The sequence below is a fragment of the Geminicoccaceae bacterium genome (genome assembly GCA_020638465.1).
GTDB lineage: Bacteria > Pseudomonadota > Alphaproteobacteria > Geminicoccales > Geminicoccaceae > JAGREO01.
The window spans coordinates 1,857,422-1,875,178 of the sequence record JACKIM010000001.1 but is presented as its reverse complement, the minus strand read 5'-3'; the positions used below and the strand labels follow the sequence as shown (position 1 = coordinate 1,875,178).

The following is a 17,757-nucleotide window of genomic DNA, read 5'->3' as shown; positions in this document are numbered from 1 at the left end:
CGGTCGGTGATCCTCTCCCGGCCGCACCTTTTCATCAGGTGTGGCCGGGAAGATCATGACAGTGGTCACCTGAAACGGAAAAACGGCGGAACCGGGATGTTCCGCCGTTTTTTTCATCACCGCACTTTGATGACGACCACCCTGACGGGAAGGTCAGCGCGTCGGGACCGGCTCCGGTCCCCGATAGTCGTAGAAACCGCGACTGACCTTGCGTCCCAGCCATCCCGCCTCGACATATTTGACCAGCAGCGGACAGGGACGATACTTGCTGTCAGCCAGCCCCTCATAGAGGACCTGCATCACCGAGAGACAGGTATCGAGCCCAATGAAATCGGCGAGCTCAAGAGGTCCCATCGGGTGGTTCGCACCGAGCTTCATCGCCGTGTCGATGCTCTCCACCGTGCCGACACCCTCATAGAGGGTATAGACCGCCTCATTGATCATCGGCAGCAGGATACGGTTGACGATGAAGGCCGGGAAGTCTTCCGCGGTGACCGGAGTCTTTCCCATCTTGATCGAGAGATCGCGAACCGCCTGATAGGTGTCCTCATCCGTGGCAATGCCACGAATGATCTCGACAAGCTTCATGGCCGGGACCGGGTTCATGAAGTGCATGCCGATGAAACGACCGGGACGATCGGTAATCGCTCCCAGACGGGTGATCGAGATCGAAGAGGTATTGGAAGCAATGACCGCATCGGACTTTAGGTGCGGCAGCAGATCGGTAAAGATCTTGCGCTTGAGTTCCTCGTTCTCGGTCGCAGCCTCAATGACCAGATCGCAAGCCTTCAGGCCGGAAAGGTCGCTGCAGGTCTCGATCCGCCCGAGCGCCTCGCCCTTCTCGACCTCGGACATGGCTCCCTTGGTGACCTGCCGCCCCAGCAGCTTGCCCATCCGTTCTCGGGCAGCGGACAATTGTTCGGCCGACACATCCATCATGGTGACATTCAATCCCGAGGTCGCAGCGACCTGGGCGATACCGGCACCCATCTGACCAGCGCCGATGACACCTATGCGCCGAAATTCCGGGAGCGGCGGATAGTCCTTGTCAAAGCGATACGTCATTTATCCAGGGCTCCGGTTGTTGTCGTCATAGCGGCGGGATTTTCAATCGAGGGCTTCGGTCAGTTCCGGCACGATCTTGAACAGGTCTCCGACGATACCGTAGTCGGCGACCTGAAAGATCGGCGCCTCCTCATCCTTGTTGATAGCAACAATGACCTTGCTGTCCTTCATGCCGGCAAGGTGCTGGATGGCGCCAGAGATGCCGGCGGCGACATAGAGGTCGGGTGCCACGATCTTGCCGGTCTGGCCGACCTGCCAGTCATTGGGCGCATACCCCGCATCGACGGCGGCACGGCTGGCACCGACGGCGGCTCCGAGCTTGTCGGCCAGCGCTTCGAGGATGGCGAAGTTCTCCGCACTGCCAATACCACGTCCACCGGAAACGACGATCCGGGCCGAGGTGAGATCCGGACGGTCCGAACTCTGCACGTCGCGGCCGACAAAGGTGGAAAGACCTGCGGGGTCGACGGCGGCAACCTTGTCGACCGGGGCGTTGCCCCCCTCGCCTGCCGCCGCGTCGAAGGCCGTGGTGCGCACGGTGATGACCTGCTTGCTGTCCTTGCTCTGAACCGTGGTCAGGGCGTTGCCGGCATAGATGTAGCGCTTGTAGGTATCCGAGGAGAGAACATCGACGATATCACTGATCTGCGCACTGTCGACGAGGGCTGCCACCCGCGGCATGACGTTACGGCCGAACGTCGTCGAGGCGGCGACCAGATGGCTGTAGTCGGACGCAACCGAAACGAGCAGCGGTGCGAGATCCTCGGCCGTCGGGTTAGCATAAGCCTCATGGTCGACTTGCAACACCCTCGCCACTCCGGCGATTTTCGCCGCCTCGGCCGCAACGGCATCGGCACCGTTACCCGCGACGAGAAGATGGACATCACCCCCCATTCGCGAAGCGGCGGTCACCGCGTGGAGAACTCCCGGGTCGAGATGGTCGTCATCATGCTGGGCAAGAACCAGTACCGTCATGATCAAACCACTCCCGCTTCGTTCTTGAGCTTGTCAACCAGCTCGGCCACGGATTCCACACGCACGCCGGCCTTCCGTTTCGGCGGCTCCTCGAAATTCGAATACGCGAGGCGGGGTGTGATATCGACACCGAGATCCTCGGGTGACAGTGTATCGACAGGCTTCTTCTTCGCCTTCATGATGTTGGGCAGGCTCGCGTAACGGGGCTCGTTGAGGCGAAGATCGACCGTCAGAACAGCCGGAAGCCTAAGCCTGAGGGTCTCGATACCTTCATCAACCTCCCGCCCGACCGTCGCACTGCCGTCGGCAATCTCCAGTCTGGAAACGAAAGTCGCCTGAGGCCATCCCAGCAATGCCGCCAGCATCTGGCCCGTCTGGTTGCTGTCGTCATCGATCGCCTGCTTGCCGAGCAGGAACAGGCCCGGCTCTTCCTTTTCAGCGATCTTCTTCAGCAGCTTGGCGACTGCCAGCGGCTGAAGTTCCTCGTCGGTCTGAACATGGATGGCGCGATCGGCCCCCATCGCCAGAGCGGTACGCAAGGTCTCCTGACACTTGGCCGGCCCCATGCTGACGGCGACGATCTCGCTGGCGATACCGGCTTCCTTGAGACGAATGGCCTGCTCGTTGGCAATCTCGTCAAACGGATTCATCGACATCTTGACATTGGCCGTGTCGACACCGCTGCCGTCGGCCTTGACCCTGATCTTGACATTATAATCCACGACCCGCTTGACGGGCACGACAACCTTCATGACTGCAGCCTTCTCTCTTGGTCGGTCGAGGTAGCAGGCTTCTCAATGGAGCCCGTTTGTGCAACGCAGCAAGCGAGAAATATTCGTCGACCCGAAGATTGTCAACGATGGCAGCTGCGGCATTGCGTTGGGAAATTGCTGCCAATGCCGATAATCTGCAAGACCTCCGGTCAACGATTGGCGCCGGGGATCCACAGGACATCGCGCGAGCCGCGGTCATTGAGATAGCGCGCCATGACGAAAAAATGGTCGGAAAGGCGGTTCAAATAGCGCAAGGCGACCGGATTGACAGTTTCGTCCTCACCCAGCCGGCTGACCAGACGTTCGGCTCGACGACAGACAGTCCGTGCAACATGAAGATGGGCGGCCGCCGGAGAACCTCCCGGCAAGACGAACGAGTTGAGCGGTGCCAATTCCCCATTCATGGCATCGATCTCACCCTCGAGCCGTTCGACCTGCGCGTCGGCGATCCGCAAGCAACCGTCATCGTTCCCCCGACGGCAGAGATCGGCACCCAGATCGAACAAGTCGTTCTGGACGCGCGACAATATAGCATCGGCACCCTCATCGACATGAAGGCGGACAACGCCGACCACGGCATTCAGTTCGTCGACCGTCCCGTAAGCCTCGACCCGCGCCGAATGCTTGGCGACCCGACGGCTGTCGCCAAGCGATGTACGGCCCTCATCGCCGCCGCGTGTATAGATCTTTGTTAATGTCACCATCGGACGACATTCAGCTCGAAGCGATCAATGCCAGAACGACAAGGAGTGCGAGGAACTGGAAACCGACCCGCGCCCGCATCAGAAGATTGCCATACTTGTCGTTGAACTCACCGCCCTTGAAGAAGCTCACCAGCCCAAGCACCAGAACGACGACCGTGGCCAGCATCGCCACAACGAGAAGGAAATTGAGCATCTCTTTCAACCTTTCGCGGCTCATGACACGCGGCCGGATGCAGCTTCGCTTCGATGACACCGCCATGTCTATGTACGAATGTTCGCCTCGTCTGGCCAGACAGTACCGCAATCAGACACCATCGGGTCCTCAGGCGAGGTCCATTCCGATCGATCAGGCAATCGCGCCCGATCGAAACGGCGCTAGCTGCCCGCCCGGAGCGTCGAGACGAGACCGCGCAGGGCCGCAATCGTGCTCAGCGCGGTAATCTTGCCTGTTCGCGGATTCTCCTTGCTGGGGACGTTCTCGATCTTCATCTCGAACCGCGCGCTATCCGCCTCGACTGTGATGCTGTGGACATTGCGGTCCACTGTCGGATCGGCCCATATTTCCAGTCCGGTACGATCCGGCCCGACTCCGGCAAGGCTGAGCGCTGCGGCGACATTGACGTTCGCGGGAAAGCCCTTGGCCCCTTCCCGTGCACTGCCTTCGAAGATCTTCGTCGGCTCGGCGACCTTCAGCACGTCGATACCGTTCTGCTCCAGATAGGGAGCCCCCTGAAGACCGGCCGGCGGCTTGCGCGTCACCATCCGCACGGAAACAATCTCGCCTTCGGCAGCGGCGCGAACGGCATCCAGCCCCAGCAACGCGCCGGTCGGTGCGATCACCCGCCCGCCCGCCGACCGTGCAATCTCGAGGACGTCGTCATGGACCAGCAGCTGACCGATACTGAGCGGCATGAAGATCCGGCCAAGCGAAACCGCCGGCACGGCGATGTTGCGGAATTCGGAGGCTGGCAGGCACTCCACCACCACATCGGCCATCGGTGCCAGTTCGGCGAGCGACACGACCGGAACCTGCCGCTCCAGCGTGGCGATCCGCTGCTGTGCCCGCCCGGTATCGCGCGCGCTCACGGCAGCCAGGACCAACCCGGGAATGGACCGGTCAAGAGCCCTTGCCACGGTGTAACCTACCGCTCCGAGGCCACCGATACCGACTTTCAACTTTCGCAACGCAAACCCTTTCCTTGGCAGCCTCTCGACCAGATTGCGATCACTGGGTAGTCCTCACGGGACAGTTTGTCATCGTCGAGCGAAAGCAACAAGCCATCCGACCACCCCGGTTGCGCTCAGTCGGCACGCTTCGAAGCGGATCGGCTGCGGAAATGTGCAAGAGCGTCCTCAAGGATAATCGCGGCAGCGAAATGATCGTCGGGTTCATTGCGCCGGGCCGGCGGCAGGCGTCCCTCCCGCTGTGCATCCTTCACAGCCTCACTGGTGAGGCTCTCGTCCTGAAGATGAAATGGCAGGTGAAGACTTTCTCCCAATCGACGCGCAGTGTCGCGGCGCGACTGGGCCGCCGGTCCGGAACTGCCGTCGAGATTGAGCGGATAGCCGATGACCAGGCCGCTCACCTCGCGCTCATGGCAGATGCGTCCTAGAATGTCGATATCGTCACGCCATGATCGCCGACAAATGGTGACCAGTGGCGTGACAAGTTTCCAGCCGGAATCGCATGCCGCCACACCCATGCGCAGACGGGAAATGTCCAGACCGATGAGAGCGCCCGACAGGGGGAAGTTGCCAGCCGGTGACATCAGACCGAACATGCCTGCTCTGTACGGGCGAAAGACTGCAGATCGCGCATGATCGCCGCAATGGGATCGGTCAACTGCTCGGGCGAGGACAGGGAGCCGAGGCGCAAGGCGGCCATGGCATGAATCCAGCATGCAGCCAGTGCCGCCTCATATGGCGGCATGCCGCGAGCGAGCAATCCTCCGACGATACCTGCCAGGATGTCACCCGAGCCCGCGCGGGCAAGGGTGACGGGTCCGCAGGCATTGACGACCGCGCGGCCACAGGGCGAGGCCACGATCGTGTCGGAGCCCTTGAGGAGGACGACACAACCCAGCCTCACGGCAAGCTGTCCAGCACGGACGAGTTTGGGTCCCGGTTCGTGGTGCAGGCGACCGAACTCGCCTTCGTGCGGTGTCAGCACGCAGTGTCCATGCACGAGCGGCAGGAAACGCGTGGTGTCCCCGGCAACAAGGGTGATGGCATCGGCATCGAGTACGCAGGGCCGCTGCGAACGGAGGGCCGCTTCAAGCATGTCCGAACGATCCGCCCCGAGCCCCATCCCCGGGCCAGCCACGATGGCCCGCACGCGCCTGTCGTGGACGAACGACGCGAGTTCGTCTGCCCTCTCCACCAGTCGGGTCATCGGCGAAACGAAATGCGATGCGTAGACCGGCGCCGCAACGGCATCACACATCACCGTCACCAGACCGGCACCTGCGGCCTCACCCGAGCGCGCGGCCATGATGGTCGCTCCTGTCATGAGCGCGCCGCCTCCCAGCATGGCCAGGTGGCCACGGTCATATTTGCTGTGAGCGGGATCGGCAGGTGGCATATGATCGAGCCAGAGCCCCGGGGTATTCAATCGGGGAACATCCGGGCCGGCGGGCTGGCATCCGTCGGGAATGCCGATATCAACGCACAGGACATCGCCACAATGGGACCTCCCTGGCTGTAGGACATGACCGAGCTTGAACCTGTTGAAGGTGACGGTCATTTCCGCCGTCGGCGCCCATCCCTGCACGGCACCTGTCGTCCCGTTGACACCGGATGGAACATCGACGGCGATGATCCTGGCACCGATGGATTGTGCCTGCCGCAACATCGCGGCAGCGTCACCATCGAAATCCCGCGTCAATCCCGAACCGAATACCGCATCGATAACGATGTCATCTGCTTGAGGCACAAGACCGGCCACCGGTTCATGCCGACCGGTCCAGCGCGATGATGCGATCGCGGCATCGCCGACAAGGGCGTCGCGACTTCCGGTCGAAGCGGTCATGACCCGCACACCGGCGGCAGCGAGCCTGCGCGCGACGACATAACCATCGCCCCCGTTGTTGCCGGGACCGCAGAGCACGACGCAACGGCGCGGTGCATACCGGCGCAGAACGGCTCGAACGATACCGCGTCCTGCATTTTCCATCAACTCGATACCCGGGATGCCGCCCTCGATGGCCGCCCTGTCCACCGCTGCTGCGGTCTCGTTGGCAAGAAGTTCGACAACCGGGAATTGCCGGGTGCTGACAGTCACGGGATCTCAGCTCACGCGATGCCGGGCCTGGGCGGCACGCTCGATGGCCGCAGCCGCCAGACGGTCGATACCGAGACCATTGCGCAACAACTCGAGCAGTCGCAGTTCATCCTGCGCAGCCTTTCCGTCGGCGGCGACAATGTCGCACGCGAGAACATAGGCCGTTTCGCACAGTCCGGTCGTCAGCGCCCCGGCGATCCTCTCGATGGCGAGGTCGATTCCATCGACATCGCCGAGAAGCTCCCGGCATTCATCGCCAATAGCGACAATACGGGATTTGTCGAATGTTTCAAACACGGGCAATGTCTGAACGAGACGTCCCATCGTCTCCAGTTCGACATCGCTGATCTGTCCTTCGGCGACGGATACAAGAACCATCGTGTAGATGAGGGCGGCATGAGGATCGAGAGTCTTTCGCATGTTGTTCCCTTGATGACTCGTCACACGGTCGAGCCTAGCATAGCGGTTTATACGCAAAACGACACCTTCAGCCGACCTACGGAGACTGAATGATCGAGCTCTCGCCGGAGATAGAGGAAGCCATCGGCAGCGGGCAGGAAGTCGTGGCTCTGGAAACGACTCTCATCTGCCATGGCCTTCCCCGCCCCGACAACCTTGCTGCGGCGTTCGAGATCGAACAGGCGGTGCGGGACGAGGGAGCGGTACCGGCGACAATCGGCATCCTCGATGGCAGGATCAAGGTCGGTCTCTCTCGCGACGACATCGAGCGCCTCGCTGGCGATGCGGATGTGATGAAGTGCTCGACCCGCGATCTCGCATTGGTCCTTGCCCGGCGACGCCCGGGCGCGACGACGGTAGCCGCCACCATCTACATAGCCCATCGCGCAGGCATCCGTTTCATGGCAACCGGTGGCCTGGGAGGGGTTCACCGCGGCGGCGAGTCGAGCATGGACATATCAGCCGACATCGGCGAGCTGGCCCGTTCGGCGACCGTCACGGTCTGCAGCGGAGCAAAGGCCATACTCGACCTGCCACGCACCGTCGAAGCGCTGGAGAGTCATGGCGTCGCCCTGTACGGGTTTAAAACCGATCATCTGCCGGGTTTCTACGTGGCGAGAACGGCCATCAGCGTGCCTGGCCTGACATCGGTGGATGATGTCCGCGACATGATTACCGCCCATGCCGCCATCGGCTGGCCGGGGTCGATCGTCATCGCCAATCCGCCACCGGCCGATCTCGCCATGCACACGCGGGAATTCGAGGCGCTGCTCGACACGGCGCTGGCGGAAGCCGCACGTCAGCGGATCGAGGGGCCGGCCATCACCCCCTACCTCCTCGCCTGCATCGCCGAAGGGACGAAAGGCCGGTCCGTGGCACTCAACAAGGCACTGGTCGTGGCCAACGCCCGCCTGGCGGCCCGCATCGCCATGGCCGCACATACAACGAAGGCGAAGAATTGAAACAACTCACGGTTTATTAACTTGATGAAATTCCGACTTGCTGGATAGGTTCAACGAACGAGTGAATTGAACAGCACATGTGGACAGCTCATGACTCAGCGCGAAATTCTGGATCGCAAGAGGTTCGACGAGGTGACCGGCGGCGATCGCGACCTCGAACTCGAACTGGCTGACCTGTACCTTACGACTGCACAAAAATACATTTCCGAAATGGCGACCATCCTCGAAAGGCGCGGCGACTGGTCGGGTCCCGCACATGCCCTCAAGGGTGCGAGCGCCAATCTCGGCATGGCACAGATGCAAGAGTTTGCAAAAAAGGCAGAATACTCGGAAGCGAATGCCGAGTTGCTGCAGGAGATCGAACAGGGACTCCAGCGCATCCGTCACTTGTTCATGGAATATCACGAATCATAGCCGAAAAATCGATCGGCGAGCATTCACCTGTTTAGGCTCAAATTAACGTTGAAGTTGTGGCACAGGTGACGGTAATTAACCCCCTCCTTTGGAGAAATCCCTTGATTCGCAGGAAGATTTCGCCTGATATCCGCTGCGTTTTGAGGACCGTTCCCGACGATTTGCATAACTCGCTCGAGGCGACTGGTCGTCAATGGCATGCCACGTTGGAGATCGAAGGAAGTTCGCAATGCGGAAACGCGCAAGACTGTTGATGACCGGAGCACTGTGCGGCATGCTGGCGAGCTGCGCCGGCGTGAATCCCGCGCTGATGGACGACCATGATCTCTACAAGTGGGATCTGCCTGCGGTTCGCAACATGGCCCCGCAGGGCTCGGCCTTCTCCCAGGGCCTGCGGGAAGGCTACCTCAAGTTGTATGATGAGGAAGACGGGTCGATGGACTGGTCGGATTCCGGCCACTTTGCCCGCAAGGCCGTCCAGTCCGCGCGTGGCATGAATGTCCAGCCTGACATGGTATCCCTGCGCAAGCTTTCGAATGAGCATGTCGATGAGCTGACGGCGGCCCGAGCCCGCATGATGGCGTCGTTCGGCGATGAGGCCCGGCGCAAGGCACCTCTTGCATCCGCGCGCGCACAGGTCGCTTTCGACTGCTGGCTCGAAAATCAGGAAGAGAACGACCTCGACGGTATCGCGCAGTGCAAGGCCGAATTCGAATCGGCCATGGCACAGATCGACGAGGCGCTCGCCAGCGATATCGACAACACCTATGTGATCTTCTTCGCATGGGACAAGTCGGAGATTACCCCTGTCGGACAGAAGATTATCGAAGACATCATGTCCGACCTGTCGAAGGGCGACATTGTCCGTGTCATCCTGGCCGGCCATACCGATACGTCCGGCCCGGCCAGCTACAATAACGGCCTGTCGGAGCGCCGCGCTCTCGCGGTTGCCAAGGTGCTGGAGAGCCGTGGCGTAAGCAGCGACATGATCGATGTCGAATGGTTCGGCGAGACCCAGCCACGCGTTGTCACCGGCGACAATGTCCGCGAGCCGCAGAACCGGCGCGTGGAAATCCGCTTCGCCGGAGAAGAGTGACAGGATATACGGACCGGCCGACACCAGTCGGCCGGTTCCCACCTCCTCCGACTGCAAAAGGCCCCGTATCGGATACGGGGCCTTTTCGCTTTCCAGCATAATTCCGGGAAAATTCGTTGTTCGGGAAGCGACCTTAACTCTTCGTTAGCAACTTTTTGATAGCTTTCTCATCAGCAGAGACGCGATGGCGTGCCCAAATGGTGGCTCCCTCGCAGCTCTGCTGTCCTCCCTGACGTTGTGATGCCTCCCTGTTGACTGGGCCATCGAGAAATCGATGGCCCTTTTTTTACTGGCTTAACCAGATGATACGCGCGAGCCACGAGACCCGGCGAGTCTCGATCACGATTTCCTCATTGACATGGTTGACAGGAACCATTGTCACCTTCTGTGTCGTCCGGCGAACGAGCGAGCCTATGATGAGTTCGCCATCGCGCATGCGCAGCAGGATCCGGTCGCCACGTCGAATACCACTTGAAGGTGACACGACCATGACGTCACCCGAACGATGCGTCGGCAAAGCAATGTCGCGGTCGATCTCGACGATGTAGGCATTCCGATCCTCAATGAGAGGAAATTCAATCTCCTCCCAATCGGAACCGACGGGAAAACCCGACGCATCCGTAAGACCATCCTCCTCAAGGTCCGACAGACGCCGGAAATTCATCTTCTCGCCCGTGGCAACGACCTCGGTCGACCCGCCATTGCCATCAATCAGGCGGACAAATTCCTGCATGGTGGAATGCGTCGCATCAAGGATCTTCGCAATGCTCTCGGTGCTTGGCCAACGGAGCTTGCCTTCCTTGGTTATCCGCTTGCTCTTGTTGAATGTGGTTGGATCGAGACCGGCTCTCTTGGCAAGGCCGGAAGGGGTCAGTTCATGGCGCAGAGCCAATCGGTCGATGCCACGCCAAACCTGCTCATGGGTCAGCATTATGTGCCTCCTTGGAGAACATCAGTTCAGAAAAGTTGATAGGATAATTTTCTTATGATATCATTCTCCCCTGAAGCAGCGTCCCAGAGTGACCCTGCCCGATCTCCTCAAACCCATCCCTAAAGAAGATCCCGCCATGTTGGTAGCCTTCGAGAACCGCAACGAAACGCCTGTTCTTTCCTGGCTCAGACCCGGATTTCGCCACTGTTATGTTGTCTGCCTGCAAGATGGCATATGGCATGTCTTTGATCCCATATCGTCACCTTTAGCTTATCATAAATTAAATTTGTCGCATACGACAAGACTTATGGCCGGTCTGGCCGCTGCAGGTGTCTCAACCGTGCGGATTGAATTCACGGGATGGGCTGCCACGAAACCGTGCCTTCGTATTTTCACGTGCGTTGAGTGGGTAAAGCATATTCTCCACATTCGCAAACATTCGATCATTACGCCTCATCAACTGTTCAGATTGCTGATGACGAGCAGAAAGGACTTGACTTGTAACAAAAAATAGGATTATATTCTTTATATATTCACCCATCCCTCACCTGGAGAGCGTCATGGACCTGCAAACAGCGCGCGACGGCTTTGTCAGAGCCCGCGCCCGCCGTGCGGCCTGGGAGCCCCTATGGCGCGATTGCTTTCACTACGCCCAACCAACCCGGATTCAGGCCATCAACGGCACGAACATCCCGTCGCGAGGCTCCATTGTCGACATGTTCGATTCAACAGCCATCGATGGCGTCCAGCAACTGGCGGCCAGCCTCGTCGCCGAACTGACTCCCCCCTGGTCGCGCTGGTTCGGACTGGTTCCAGGCTCCGAGGTCGAGGGTGACGAACGCGATGATCTGGCCATCATACTGGACCGCGCCACGCGGAGCATCCAGGGGCATCTCGACCGTTCCAATTTCGCTGTCGAAATCCACCAGTGCTTCCTCGATCTGGTCACGATCGGCACTTCCACACTCCAGTTCGAGGAAGCCGCCATCGGTGAATCTTCCGCCTTCTCGTTTACGGCCGTGCCCGTTTCGGAGATGTTCATCGACGGCGACCAGGGAGGCTCCATCAGCCGCCAGTTCCGCGAGACCGTGGTGTCGCGCCATGTCATGTACCACCGCTTCCCCGAACTGCAGGACAGCTGGCCATCGACGCGTGGTCACGATGACGATGACGACGAACCGATCCGGCTGGTGGAAGCTGTCTACCGTCACGACGGCAATACCGCCTATCTCGCGTTCGCCGACTCGCAGCAGGGCAGTACCGCACCGGTACTGCTCGAGGAAGGACGGTTCGAGGGATCGCCCTTCATCACCTTCCGCTGGCTCAAGGGTACGGGCGAACTCTATGGACGGGCACCCGTCATGAGCGCGCTGCCGGACATCAAGACCGCCAACAAGGTGGTCGAGCTCATCCTCAAGAACGCGTCGATCGCCGTGACCGGAATATGGCTTGCCGAGGATGACGGCGTTCTCAACCCTGCAAACATACGCCTCGTGCCGGGAACCATCATTCCCAAAGCACCGGGATCGTCAGGACTGACGCCCTTGCAGGCTCCCGGACGACTCGATGTATCCGAGCTCGTGCTGGAAGACCTGAGATCGAACATCCGCCACACACTGCTCACGGACCGACTGGCACCGCTCGCCGGAGCGCGCATGACCGCAACCGAAGTGCTAGAGCGCAGTGCCGAGACCGCCCGGTTGCTGGGCGCTATCTACGGCCGCCTGCAGGCCGAACTGCTCACGCCGCTGGTCAATCGAGCTATCGCCATTCTTGTCCGCCGGGGGGAGATTCCGCCCATCGTCATCGATGGCGCCACCATCGAACTGCAGTACCGTTCTCCCCTGGCACGGATTCACGCGCGCGAGGAAATGCGCAATGTCATGGTCTGGCTCGACTCCGCCTCCAAACTGGCTGCGGCCGGCGATGGGATCATCGACAGTCAGGCAACAATCCGGTGGCTGGCAGAACAACTCGGAGTGCCACGCGAACTGCTGAGCACGAAGGTGCCGCCCCGGCCCGTGGACGCCAAGCGCGACACGTACATGCCCGATGTCACCCTGCCCGACATTTCCATGGCCGGCCTTGCCGACATGCTCGATGCGGGACGTGACGAATGAGCAGACCTCTCCCCGAACGGCACGGCTGGCTGTGGTTCTCGACCATTGACGAGGTTCCGGGCGACGACGATCGCCTGCGGGATCTCTTCGAAGCGACGTTCAGGACTCCATCGGGCACCGCCGTGCTCGCCCATCTGCGCCGGACCTTCCTCGAACGAAGGCTGTCTCCTTCGGCCAGCAATGAAGAGCTTCGCCATCTCGAAGGCTCCCGCGCCGCCATTGCCTATATCGAGCGACTGGCCGGACCGGCCGGATACGCCGCCCCGCAGCGGGTACATTCATCAGGAGAACACCATTGACCAGCGACGACTTCGGAGCGTCCGACGACATGCTCCTGGACATCCTCGACGAAGCGGACATCGACACGACGGTCGCAAGCGCCGGTCCCAGACCACGCAGCGAGCGCCCGCCCGAACTGCCGGAAAAATTCTGGAATGCCGAGGTCGGCACATTGCGCAGCGAGGCCCTGCTCAAGTCCTATCTGGAACTGGAACGCCGGCTCGGTCGCTCGGTTCCGATCCCGGACGAGGATGACCGCGAAGGCTGGGACCGCCTCTATGAAGCAACAGGCAGGCCCGAAAGCCCGGACGACTATCGGATCGAATCCGGACATCCGCTGATCGAGTCGGATGCGGAAGTCAACCGCCTCCTCCACGAGGCAGGCTTCTCCCAGCGACAGGCGGAACTCGTCTATCGACTCGCCTGCGAGCGGCTGGCACCGGCCATCGAGCACGCCATGGCCGAAGTCGAGGCGAACCGCCAGCGCAAAAGACTGGCGAATCATTTCGGCGGCGAGGAACGCTGGCGCACCCTGTCGGCACAACTGCGCAACTGGGGCCAGAGCAAGCTCGACGACCAGACTTTCGAGGCGTTGTCGAAAAGCTTCGATGGCGTCATCGCCATGGCCGAAATGATGCGCAGGCAGGAACCGGCGCTGGCACGCGACGGCCGGTCGGGCGAAACCGGCGTCAGCGAAAGCGAGCTCCGTTCGCTTATCCGTGACCCGCGCTACTGGCGGGATCGCGAACCCGAGTTCATCGCGCGCGTCACCCAGGGATACAAGCGTATCTACGGAAGCTGACGCGCGCTGCGGGCGATCCCGGGAGAACCCTGCACCAGGGCCCCGCCGCCTCGCCCATCACCGGGATCACGGCCGCCCCGAAAACGGACAAGCGGCCGCCCATAATGCACACATCATTCTCATGAGTGAGTGATTCCATGTCCACGACGATTGATCAGGCTTTCGTCAAGCAGTTCGAGCGCGAAGTCCACGAATCCTACCAGCGGCAGGGTTCCCGCCTTCGCGGCACCGTCCGCGTCAAGAACGACGTTCGCGGCAGCTCCACGGTCTTCCAGAAGGTCGGCAAGGGTGCAGCATCGACCAAGGCGCGGCATGGCATGGTACCGGTCATGAATGTCGACTTCAGCTCCGTCGAGGCGCAGCTCGTCGACTACTATGCCGGAGAGTGGGTCGACAGTCTCGACGAGCTCAAGACCAACATCGACGAGCGCCAGGTGCTGGCCAACGCCGGCGCCTTCGCCCTCGGCCGCAAGACCGACGACCTCATCATCGCCGCGATGAATACCGCGACCCGGTCCGCCGGCGACGCCACCGTCGGACTCACCCGGGAGAAGCTCCTCGCGGCCTTCGAGATGCTGGGCGCGGAGGACGTCCCCGACGACGGTGAACGCTACGCGGTCGTCGGCTGGAAGCAATGGTCCGAGCTTCTCGGCCTGCCGGAATTCGCCTCGGCGGATTATGTCGGTCAGGACAAGCTGCCCTGGCAGGCCGCCCAGGCCAAGATGTGGCTCGGCACCTACTGGATCCCGCATTCGGGCCTGCCGAAGGTCGCAAGCACGCGGACCTGCTTCTGGTACCACCGCAGCGCCATCGGCCATGCCGTCGGACAGGACGTCATGACCGACATCACCTGGCACGGCGACCGCGCGGCCCACTTCGTTTCCAATTCCATGTCACAAGGTGCCGTGCTCATCGACGAGCCCGGCGTCATCATGCTCCCCTGTCTGGAGGCCTGATCATGACCTGCGAACCCAAGGCGTTGAGCGCCCTTTCCTATACCAACGGCTTCACTCTCTGGCACTACCGTACCCCCGACGGCATGACCCAGGTCGATGATGCCGGCTATTTCAACACGGCAGCCAGCATGTTGCGGACCGGCGATTTCATCTTCGTCAATGCGAATGTGAACACCGCTCCCAGCCACGGCATGGTTGTCGTCGTCGCCAATGACAACGCCTCGGTCGACGTATCCGATATCGTCGCTTTCGGCAGTACCAGCGGCGGCTGACCGGAACGGAACGGTTCCCCGTGGACCGGGAGGGCATGGCTTTCCCGGTCCGCGGATCACCGCCTCATCCCCGCCCCGCCTTCCCTGGCCTCTGAAGCAAGGGTCCCGCCTGCACGTCCGCGCTTTTTGCCGACGCAGGTCAAGGCCGACCCGCAACGGTGAATGGATGCGACCATGACCGATGTTGAAATCTGCTCGATGGCACTGCTCAAGCTCGGCGCATCACCGATCCAGAGTTTCGACGACAGTTCGGTGGAAGCGGAGCTGGCGGCAAGCCTCTATCCTTCGCTCCGGGATGCCGTGCTGGTCTCGCATCCCTGGGAGTTCAGTCTGGCCGAAAGCCGGCTCGAAACCGACCCCGACCCTGCCGAGGGCGGTTTCGCCTTCGCCTTCCGCCTCCCTGCCGACCTTCTCCGCAGCCTGACGGCCGGACCTCCGGGACATCCGCGCGGTACCGTCTTCAAGGTCAGCGGATTGCGACTGCTCTGCGATCGCGGCGATGTCACCCTCGTCTATCAACGGAGGATTCCGGCAGACCTGTATCCGCCCCATTTCGTCCAGGCGCTGGTCGCGCGGATCGCAGCCGAGTTGTGCATTCCGCTCACCGAATCGACGTCGAGATCGCAGGCCCTGCAGAGTCTGGCGCAGGCCGAGCTGCGTCATGCGCGGCTCATCGACAGCCAGCACGCGGCACCGACCATCGTCGAGGACTTCCCCCTGTTGTCAGTGAGATCGCGATGACCCTCATCAACAGGACCTCGACCAGCTTCACCTCGGGCGAGATCGACCCCGCCCTTGCCGGCAGGATCGACATCCAGGCGTGGGATGAGGGGGCCGCCATGCTGCGCAATGTCATCGTCCGGCGCAGCGGCGGCGTCGCACGGCGACCGGGCAGTCGCAGGATCATCCGGGTGCCCGATGCCCGCCGTCTCATATCGTTCACCGCTTCGGTACAATCGGTCATCCTCGTGCTGTCGCCCGGACGTCTCACGATCACGGCGGATGGAACGATCCTTCAAGACGACATTGCCACGCCGTGGACGGCCGGGATGATCGGCCAGCTGACATGGACACGGATCGGTGACACCCTCCTTTTCTGTCATCCCGAAATCCAGCCGCGCCGGCTGGAGCGATCCGCCAGCGGCACATGGAGCCTGTCGCCATGGTCGTTCGAAACTCTCGATGACGACAGTGCGAACCCGCCGATCCTGCAACCCTACTGCCGATATGCCGACAGCCTGGTCACCCTCCAGGCCACCGACCTGCAAGTCCAGAGATCTTCGAACGACGCCATTCCCGCATCCACGCTGATCCGTCTCGAAGCATCCGCCGACGTGTTCTCCTTCGCTCATCAGGGATGCATCTTACGCATCCAGGGGCGCGAGGTGCTGGTCCAGTCGGTGGAAAATGCGCGCAAGGCGTTCGCGACACCGCGACGAGCCCTCGTCAACGGCAAGCCGACGCGCGACTGGGACGAACAGACCTTCAGTACACCGCGCGGCTGGCCGGTTGCCGTCACCCAGCATCAGGATCGCCTCGTCCTCGCCGGCAATCGCAGCGCACCCGATCGCATCGTGTTCTCGCGAACCGGGCGTCCGTTCAACTTCGATCCGGGGACCGGGCTTGATGATGAAGCCATCACGTTCACCCTGCGGGGAGACCAGCTGCATCGCATCCGCCAGCTCTCCTCCGGCCGCCGCCTTCAGGTTTTCACCGATGCGGGCGAATGGGTGGTCACCGGCTCGCCGCTTACCCCTGCCACGGTTCAGGTCAGCCAGCAGACCCATGTGGGCTCGCCCGTCGACCGGCAGATCCGCGCGATCGGCATTGACGGCGTGACGCACTTCATCGGCGCCTCGCTGCGCGACCTTCGCGAATTTCTCTACACCAGCAGCGAACAGGCGTTTCAGGCGCCCGATATCGCCATGCTGTCGCGCCATCTGCTTCTCGACCCGGTCGACATGGAATTCGACCCGTCCCGACGCCTTCTGGCGATTGTCCGCGCCGATGGAAAGCTGGCGACCGTCAGCATCGATCGGAATGCCAACATCGTCGCCTGGTGCCTTCAGGAAACCGAAGGTTCCTACCTGGGCGTTGCGGTCCATGAGGATTGCCTGACGGCGCTGGTAAAGCGCGGAACGGACACATGGCTCGAAGCCTTCGATGACAATCTCCAGCTTGATGGCTGCATCGTCGCGGACAACGATCCGCCCTGCAACGTCATCGGCGGACTTGGAGACCTTGTCGGCCGGGAGGTCGTTGCCATCGCCGACGACGTAGTCGCCACCACCGCCATTCTTGAGACTGACAGTCTCGACATCGGTGCGGCAGCTTCGCAGGTGGTCATCGGGCTGCCGTTCGAGCACTGCATCAAACCGATGCCGCTCGCCGGCATCTCGGGCGCCGGACCGAGCACCGATCCTCTCTACCGGCCAGTCCGCCTGAGCTTCCGCGTTCAGGAAACGAGATCGCTCACCGTCGATGCGGGCCGCGGGCCGGAACACATCCTGCAACGACCGACGGAGTCGGAACCGCTCACGGGGGACGTGAGCATGAGAGCGTTGGGCTGGCGACGCGGCTATGCCGGACATCCCTGGATCATCGCGCAGCGCGACCCATTGCCCTTCGTGCTGCTGTCTGCAACCATCGAACTCAAGGTACCGGAATAA

The 17,757-nt window shown here is 61.5% G+C and carries 20 protein-coding genes; 10 read left to right on the top strand and 10 right to left on the bottom strand.

What is annotated here, in order from left to right:
• Positions 1 to 153 precede the first annotated feature (153 nt).
• The 9 genes from H6851_08960 to H6851_08920 form a co-directional block, all read right to left on the bottom strand.
• Entirely contained in the window at positions 154 to 1,065 is a 912-nt protein-coding gene (locus H6851_08960; GenBank protein ID MCB9943732.1) for a 3-hydroxybutyryl-CoA dehydrogenase, read from the bottom strand.
• 42 nt (positions 1,066 to 1,107) lie between these two features.
• Positions 1,108 to 2,040 (bottom strand): electron transfer flavoprotein subunit alpha/FixB family protein, encoded by a 933-nt coding sequence (locus tag H6851_08955; protein MCB9943731.1) that lies wholly within the window; start codon positions 2,038 to 2,040, stop codon positions 1,108 to 1,110.
• Positions 2,041 to 2,042: 2 nt separating this feature from the next.
• Positions 2,043 to 2,792, bottom strand: coding sequence for an electron transfer flavoprotein subunit beta/FixA family protein (locus tag H6851_08950; protein ID MCB9943730.1), 750 nt, complete (start codon positions 2,790 to 2,792; stop codon positions 2,043 to 2,045).
• Between the two features lie 170 nt (positions 2,793 to 2,962).
• Entirely contained in the window at positions 2,963 to 3,517 is a 555-nt protein-coding gene (locus tag H6851_08945; GenBank protein MCB9943729.1) for a cob(I)yrinic acid a,c-diamide adenosyltransferase, read from the bottom strand.
• Between the two features lie 10 nt (positions 3,518 to 3,527).
• Positions 3,528 to 3,710 carry a twin transmembrane helix small protein gene (locus H6851_08940; GenBank protein ID MCB9943728.1) on the bottom strand — a complete coding sequence of 61 codons (183 nt, stop codon included), beginning with the start codon at positions 3,708 to 3,710 and terminating at the stop codon, positions 3,528 to 3,530.
• Between the two features lie 182 nt (positions 3,711 to 3,892).
• On the bottom strand, positions 3,893 to 4,693 hold the full coding sequence (locus H6851_08935) for an aspartate dehydrogenase (GenBank protein ID MCB9943727.1): 801 nt from the start codon (positions 4,691 to 4,693) through the stop codon (positions 3,893 to 3,895).
• Positions 4,694 to 4,818: 125 nt separating this feature from the next.
• Entirely contained in the window at positions 4,819 to 5,286 is a 468-nt protein-coding gene (gene ruvX, locus H6851_08930) for a Holliday junction resolvase RuvX (protein ID MCB9943726.1), read from the bottom strand.
• Complete coding sequence (locus tag H6851_08925; protein ID MCB9943725.1) at positions 5,286 to 6,797, bottom strand: NAD(P)H-hydrate dehydratase; 1,512 nt, start codon at positions 6,795 to 6,797, stop codon at positions 5,286 to 5,288. The genes ruvX and H6851_08925 overlap by 1 nt, the downstream gene beginning before the upstream one ends.
• A 6-nt stretch (positions 6,798 to 6,803) precedes the next feature.
• Positions 6,804 to 7,217: a tellurite resistance TerB family protein gene (locus H6851_08920; protein ID MCB9943724.1), complete on the bottom strand. Its 414-nt coding sequence runs from the start codon at positions 7,215 to 7,217 to the stop codon at positions 6,804 to 6,806.
• 89 nt (positions 7,218 to 7,306) lie between these two features.
• Between H6851_08920 and H6851_08915 the strand changes: the two genes are divergently transcribed.
• From H6851_08915 to H6851_08905, 3 genes are all read left to right on the top strand, one after another.
• Positions 7,307 to 8,218, top strand: coding sequence for a pseudouridine-5'-phosphate glycosidase (locus H6851_08915; GenBank protein ID MCB9943723.1), 912 nt, complete (start codon positions 7,307 to 7,309; stop codon positions 8,216 to 8,218).
• A 90-nt stretch (positions 8,219 to 8,308) separates the two neighbouring features.
• On the top strand, positions 8,309 to 8,632 hold the full coding sequence (locus H6851_08910; protein ID MCB9943722.1) for an Hpt domain-containing protein: 324 nt from the start codon (positions 8,309 to 8,311) through the stop codon (positions 8,630 to 8,632).
• 229 nt (positions 8,633 to 8,861) lie between these two features.
• Entirely contained in the window at positions 8,862 to 9,728 is an 867-nt protein-coding gene (locus tag H6851_08905; protein ID MCB9943721.1) for an OmpA family protein, read from the top strand.
• A gap of 286 nt (positions 9,729 to 10,014) precedes the next feature.
• Here H6851_08905 and H6851_08900 read toward each other — a convergent pair whose 3' ends face one another.
• Positions 10,015 to 10,659 (bottom strand): helix-turn-helix transcriptional regulator, encoded by a 645-nt coding sequence (locus H6851_08900; protein ID MCB9943720.1) that lies wholly within the window; start codon positions 10,657 to 10,659, stop codon positions 10,015 to 10,017.
• 560 nt (positions 10,660 to 11,219) lie between these two features.
• Here H6851_08900 and H6851_08895 point away from each other — a divergent pair.
• The 7 genes from H6851_08895 to H6851_08865 all read left to right on the top strand — a co-directional run bounded on the left by H6851_08895 (position 11,220) and on the right by H6851_08865 (position 17,757).
• Positions 11,220 to 12,779, top strand: a complete 1,560-nt coding sequence (locus H6851_08895) for a head-tail connector protein (protein MCB9943719.1) — start codon at positions 11,220 to 11,222, stop codon at positions 12,777 to 12,779.
• On the top strand, positions 12,776 to 13,078 hold the full coding sequence (locus H6851_08890; protein MCB9943718.1) for a hypothetical protein: 303 nt from the start codon (positions 12,776 to 12,778) through the stop codon (positions 13,076 to 13,078). Before H6851_08895 ends, H6851_08890 begins: the two co-directional genes overlap by 4 nt.
• A gap of 29 nt (positions 13,079 to 13,107) precedes the next feature.
• Positions 13,108 to 13,860 carry a hypothetical protein gene (locus H6851_08885; protein MCB9943717.1) on the top strand — a complete coding sequence of 251 codons (753 nt, stop codon included), beginning with the start codon at positions 13,108 to 13,110 and terminating at the stop codon, positions 13,858 to 13,860.
• Between the two features lie 137 nt (positions 13,861 to 13,997).
• Entirely contained in the window at positions 13,998 to 14,816 is an 819-nt protein-coding gene (locus tag H6851_08880) for a hypothetical protein (protein ID MCB9943716.1), read from the top strand.
• Between the two features lie 2 nt (positions 14,817 to 14,818).
• Positions 14,819 to 15,088 (top strand): hypothetical protein, encoded by a 270-nt coding sequence (locus H6851_08875; GenBank protein MCB9943715.1) that lies wholly within the window; start codon positions 14,819 to 14,821, stop codon positions 15,086 to 15,088.
• Positions 15,089 to 15,262: 174 nt separating this feature from the next.
• Positions 15,263 to 15,829, top strand: a complete 567-nt coding sequence (locus H6851_08870) for a hypothetical protein (GenBank protein ID MCB9943714.1) — start codon at positions 15,263 to 15,265, stop codon at positions 15,827 to 15,829.
• Positions 15,826 to 17,757 carry a hypothetical protein gene (locus H6851_08865; GenBank protein ID MCB9943713.1) on the top strand — a complete coding sequence of 644 codons (1,932 nt, stop codon included), beginning with the start codon at positions 15,826 to 15,828 and terminating at the stop codon, positions 17,755 to 17,757. The genes H6851_08870 and H6851_08865 overlap by 4 nt, the downstream gene beginning before the upstream one ends.

Coding starts and splice junctions, on each gene's coding strand:
- H6851_08960 (MCB9943732.1), bottom strand. CDS start 1,065: ATGACGTATCGCTTTGACAAGGACTATCCGCCGCTCCCGGAATTTCGG.
- H6851_08955 (MCB9943731.1), bottom strand. CDS start 2,040: ATGACGGTACTGGTTCTTGCCCAGCATGATGACGACCATCTCGACCCG.
- H6851_08950 (MCB9943730.1), bottom strand. CDS start 2,792: ATGAAGGTTGTCGTGCCCGTCAAGCGGGTCGTGGATTATAATGTCAAG.
- H6851_08945 (MCB9943729.1), bottom strand. CDS start 3,517: ATGGTGACATTAACAAAGATCTATACACGCGGCGGCGATGAGGGCCGT.
- H6851_08940 (MCB9943728.1), bottom strand. CDS start 3,710: ATGCTCAATTTCCTTCTCGTTGTGGCGATGCTGGCCACGGTCGTCGTT.
- ruvX (MCB9943726.1), bottom strand. CDS start 5,286: ATGTCACCGGCTGGCAACTTCCCCCTGTCGGGCGCTCTCATCGGTCTG.
- H6851_08920 (MCB9943724.1), bottom strand. CDS start 7,217: ATGCGAAAGACTCTCGATCCTCATGCCGCCCTCATCTACACGATGGTT.
- H6851_08915 (MCB9943723.1), top strand. CDS start 7,307: ATGATCGAGCTCTCGCCGGAGATAGAGGAAGCCATCGGCAGCGGGCAG.
- H6851_08910 (MCB9943722.1), top strand. CDS start 8,309: ATGACTCAGCGCGAAATTCTGGATCGCAAGAGGTTCGACGAGGTGACC.
- H6851_08905 (MCB9943721.1), top strand. CDS start 8,862: ATGCGGAAACGCGCAAGACTGTTGATGACCGGAGCACTGTGCGGCATG.
- H6851_08900 (MCB9943720.1), bottom strand. CDS start 10,659: ATGCTGACCCATGAGCAGGTTTGGCGTGGCATCGACCGATTGGCTCTG.
- H6851_08895 (MCB9943719.1), top strand. CDS start 11,220: ATGGACCTGCAAACAGCGCGCGACGGCTTTGTCAGAGCCCGCGCCCGC.
- H6851_08890 (MCB9943718.1), top strand. CDS start 12,776: ATGAGCAGACCTCTCCCCGAACGGCACGGCTGGCTGTGGTTCTCGACC.
- H6851_08885 (MCB9943717.1), top strand. CDS start 13,108: ATGCTCCTGGACATCCTCGACGAAGCGGACATCGACACGACGGTCGCA.
- H6851_08880 (MCB9943716.1), top strand. CDS start 13,998: ATGTCCACGACGATTGATCAGGCTTTCGTCAAGCAGTTCGAGCGCGAA.
- H6851_08875 (MCB9943715.1), top strand. CDS start 14,819: ATGACCTGCGAACCCAAGGCGTTGAGCGCCCTTTCCTATACCAACGGC.
- H6851_08870 (MCB9943714.1), top strand. CDS start 15,263: ATGACCGATGTTGAAATCTGCTCGATGGCACTGCTCAAGCTCGGCGCA.
- H6851_08865 (MCB9943713.1), top strand. CDS start 15,826: ATGACCCTCATCAACAGGACCTCGACCAGCTTCACCTCGGGCGAGATC.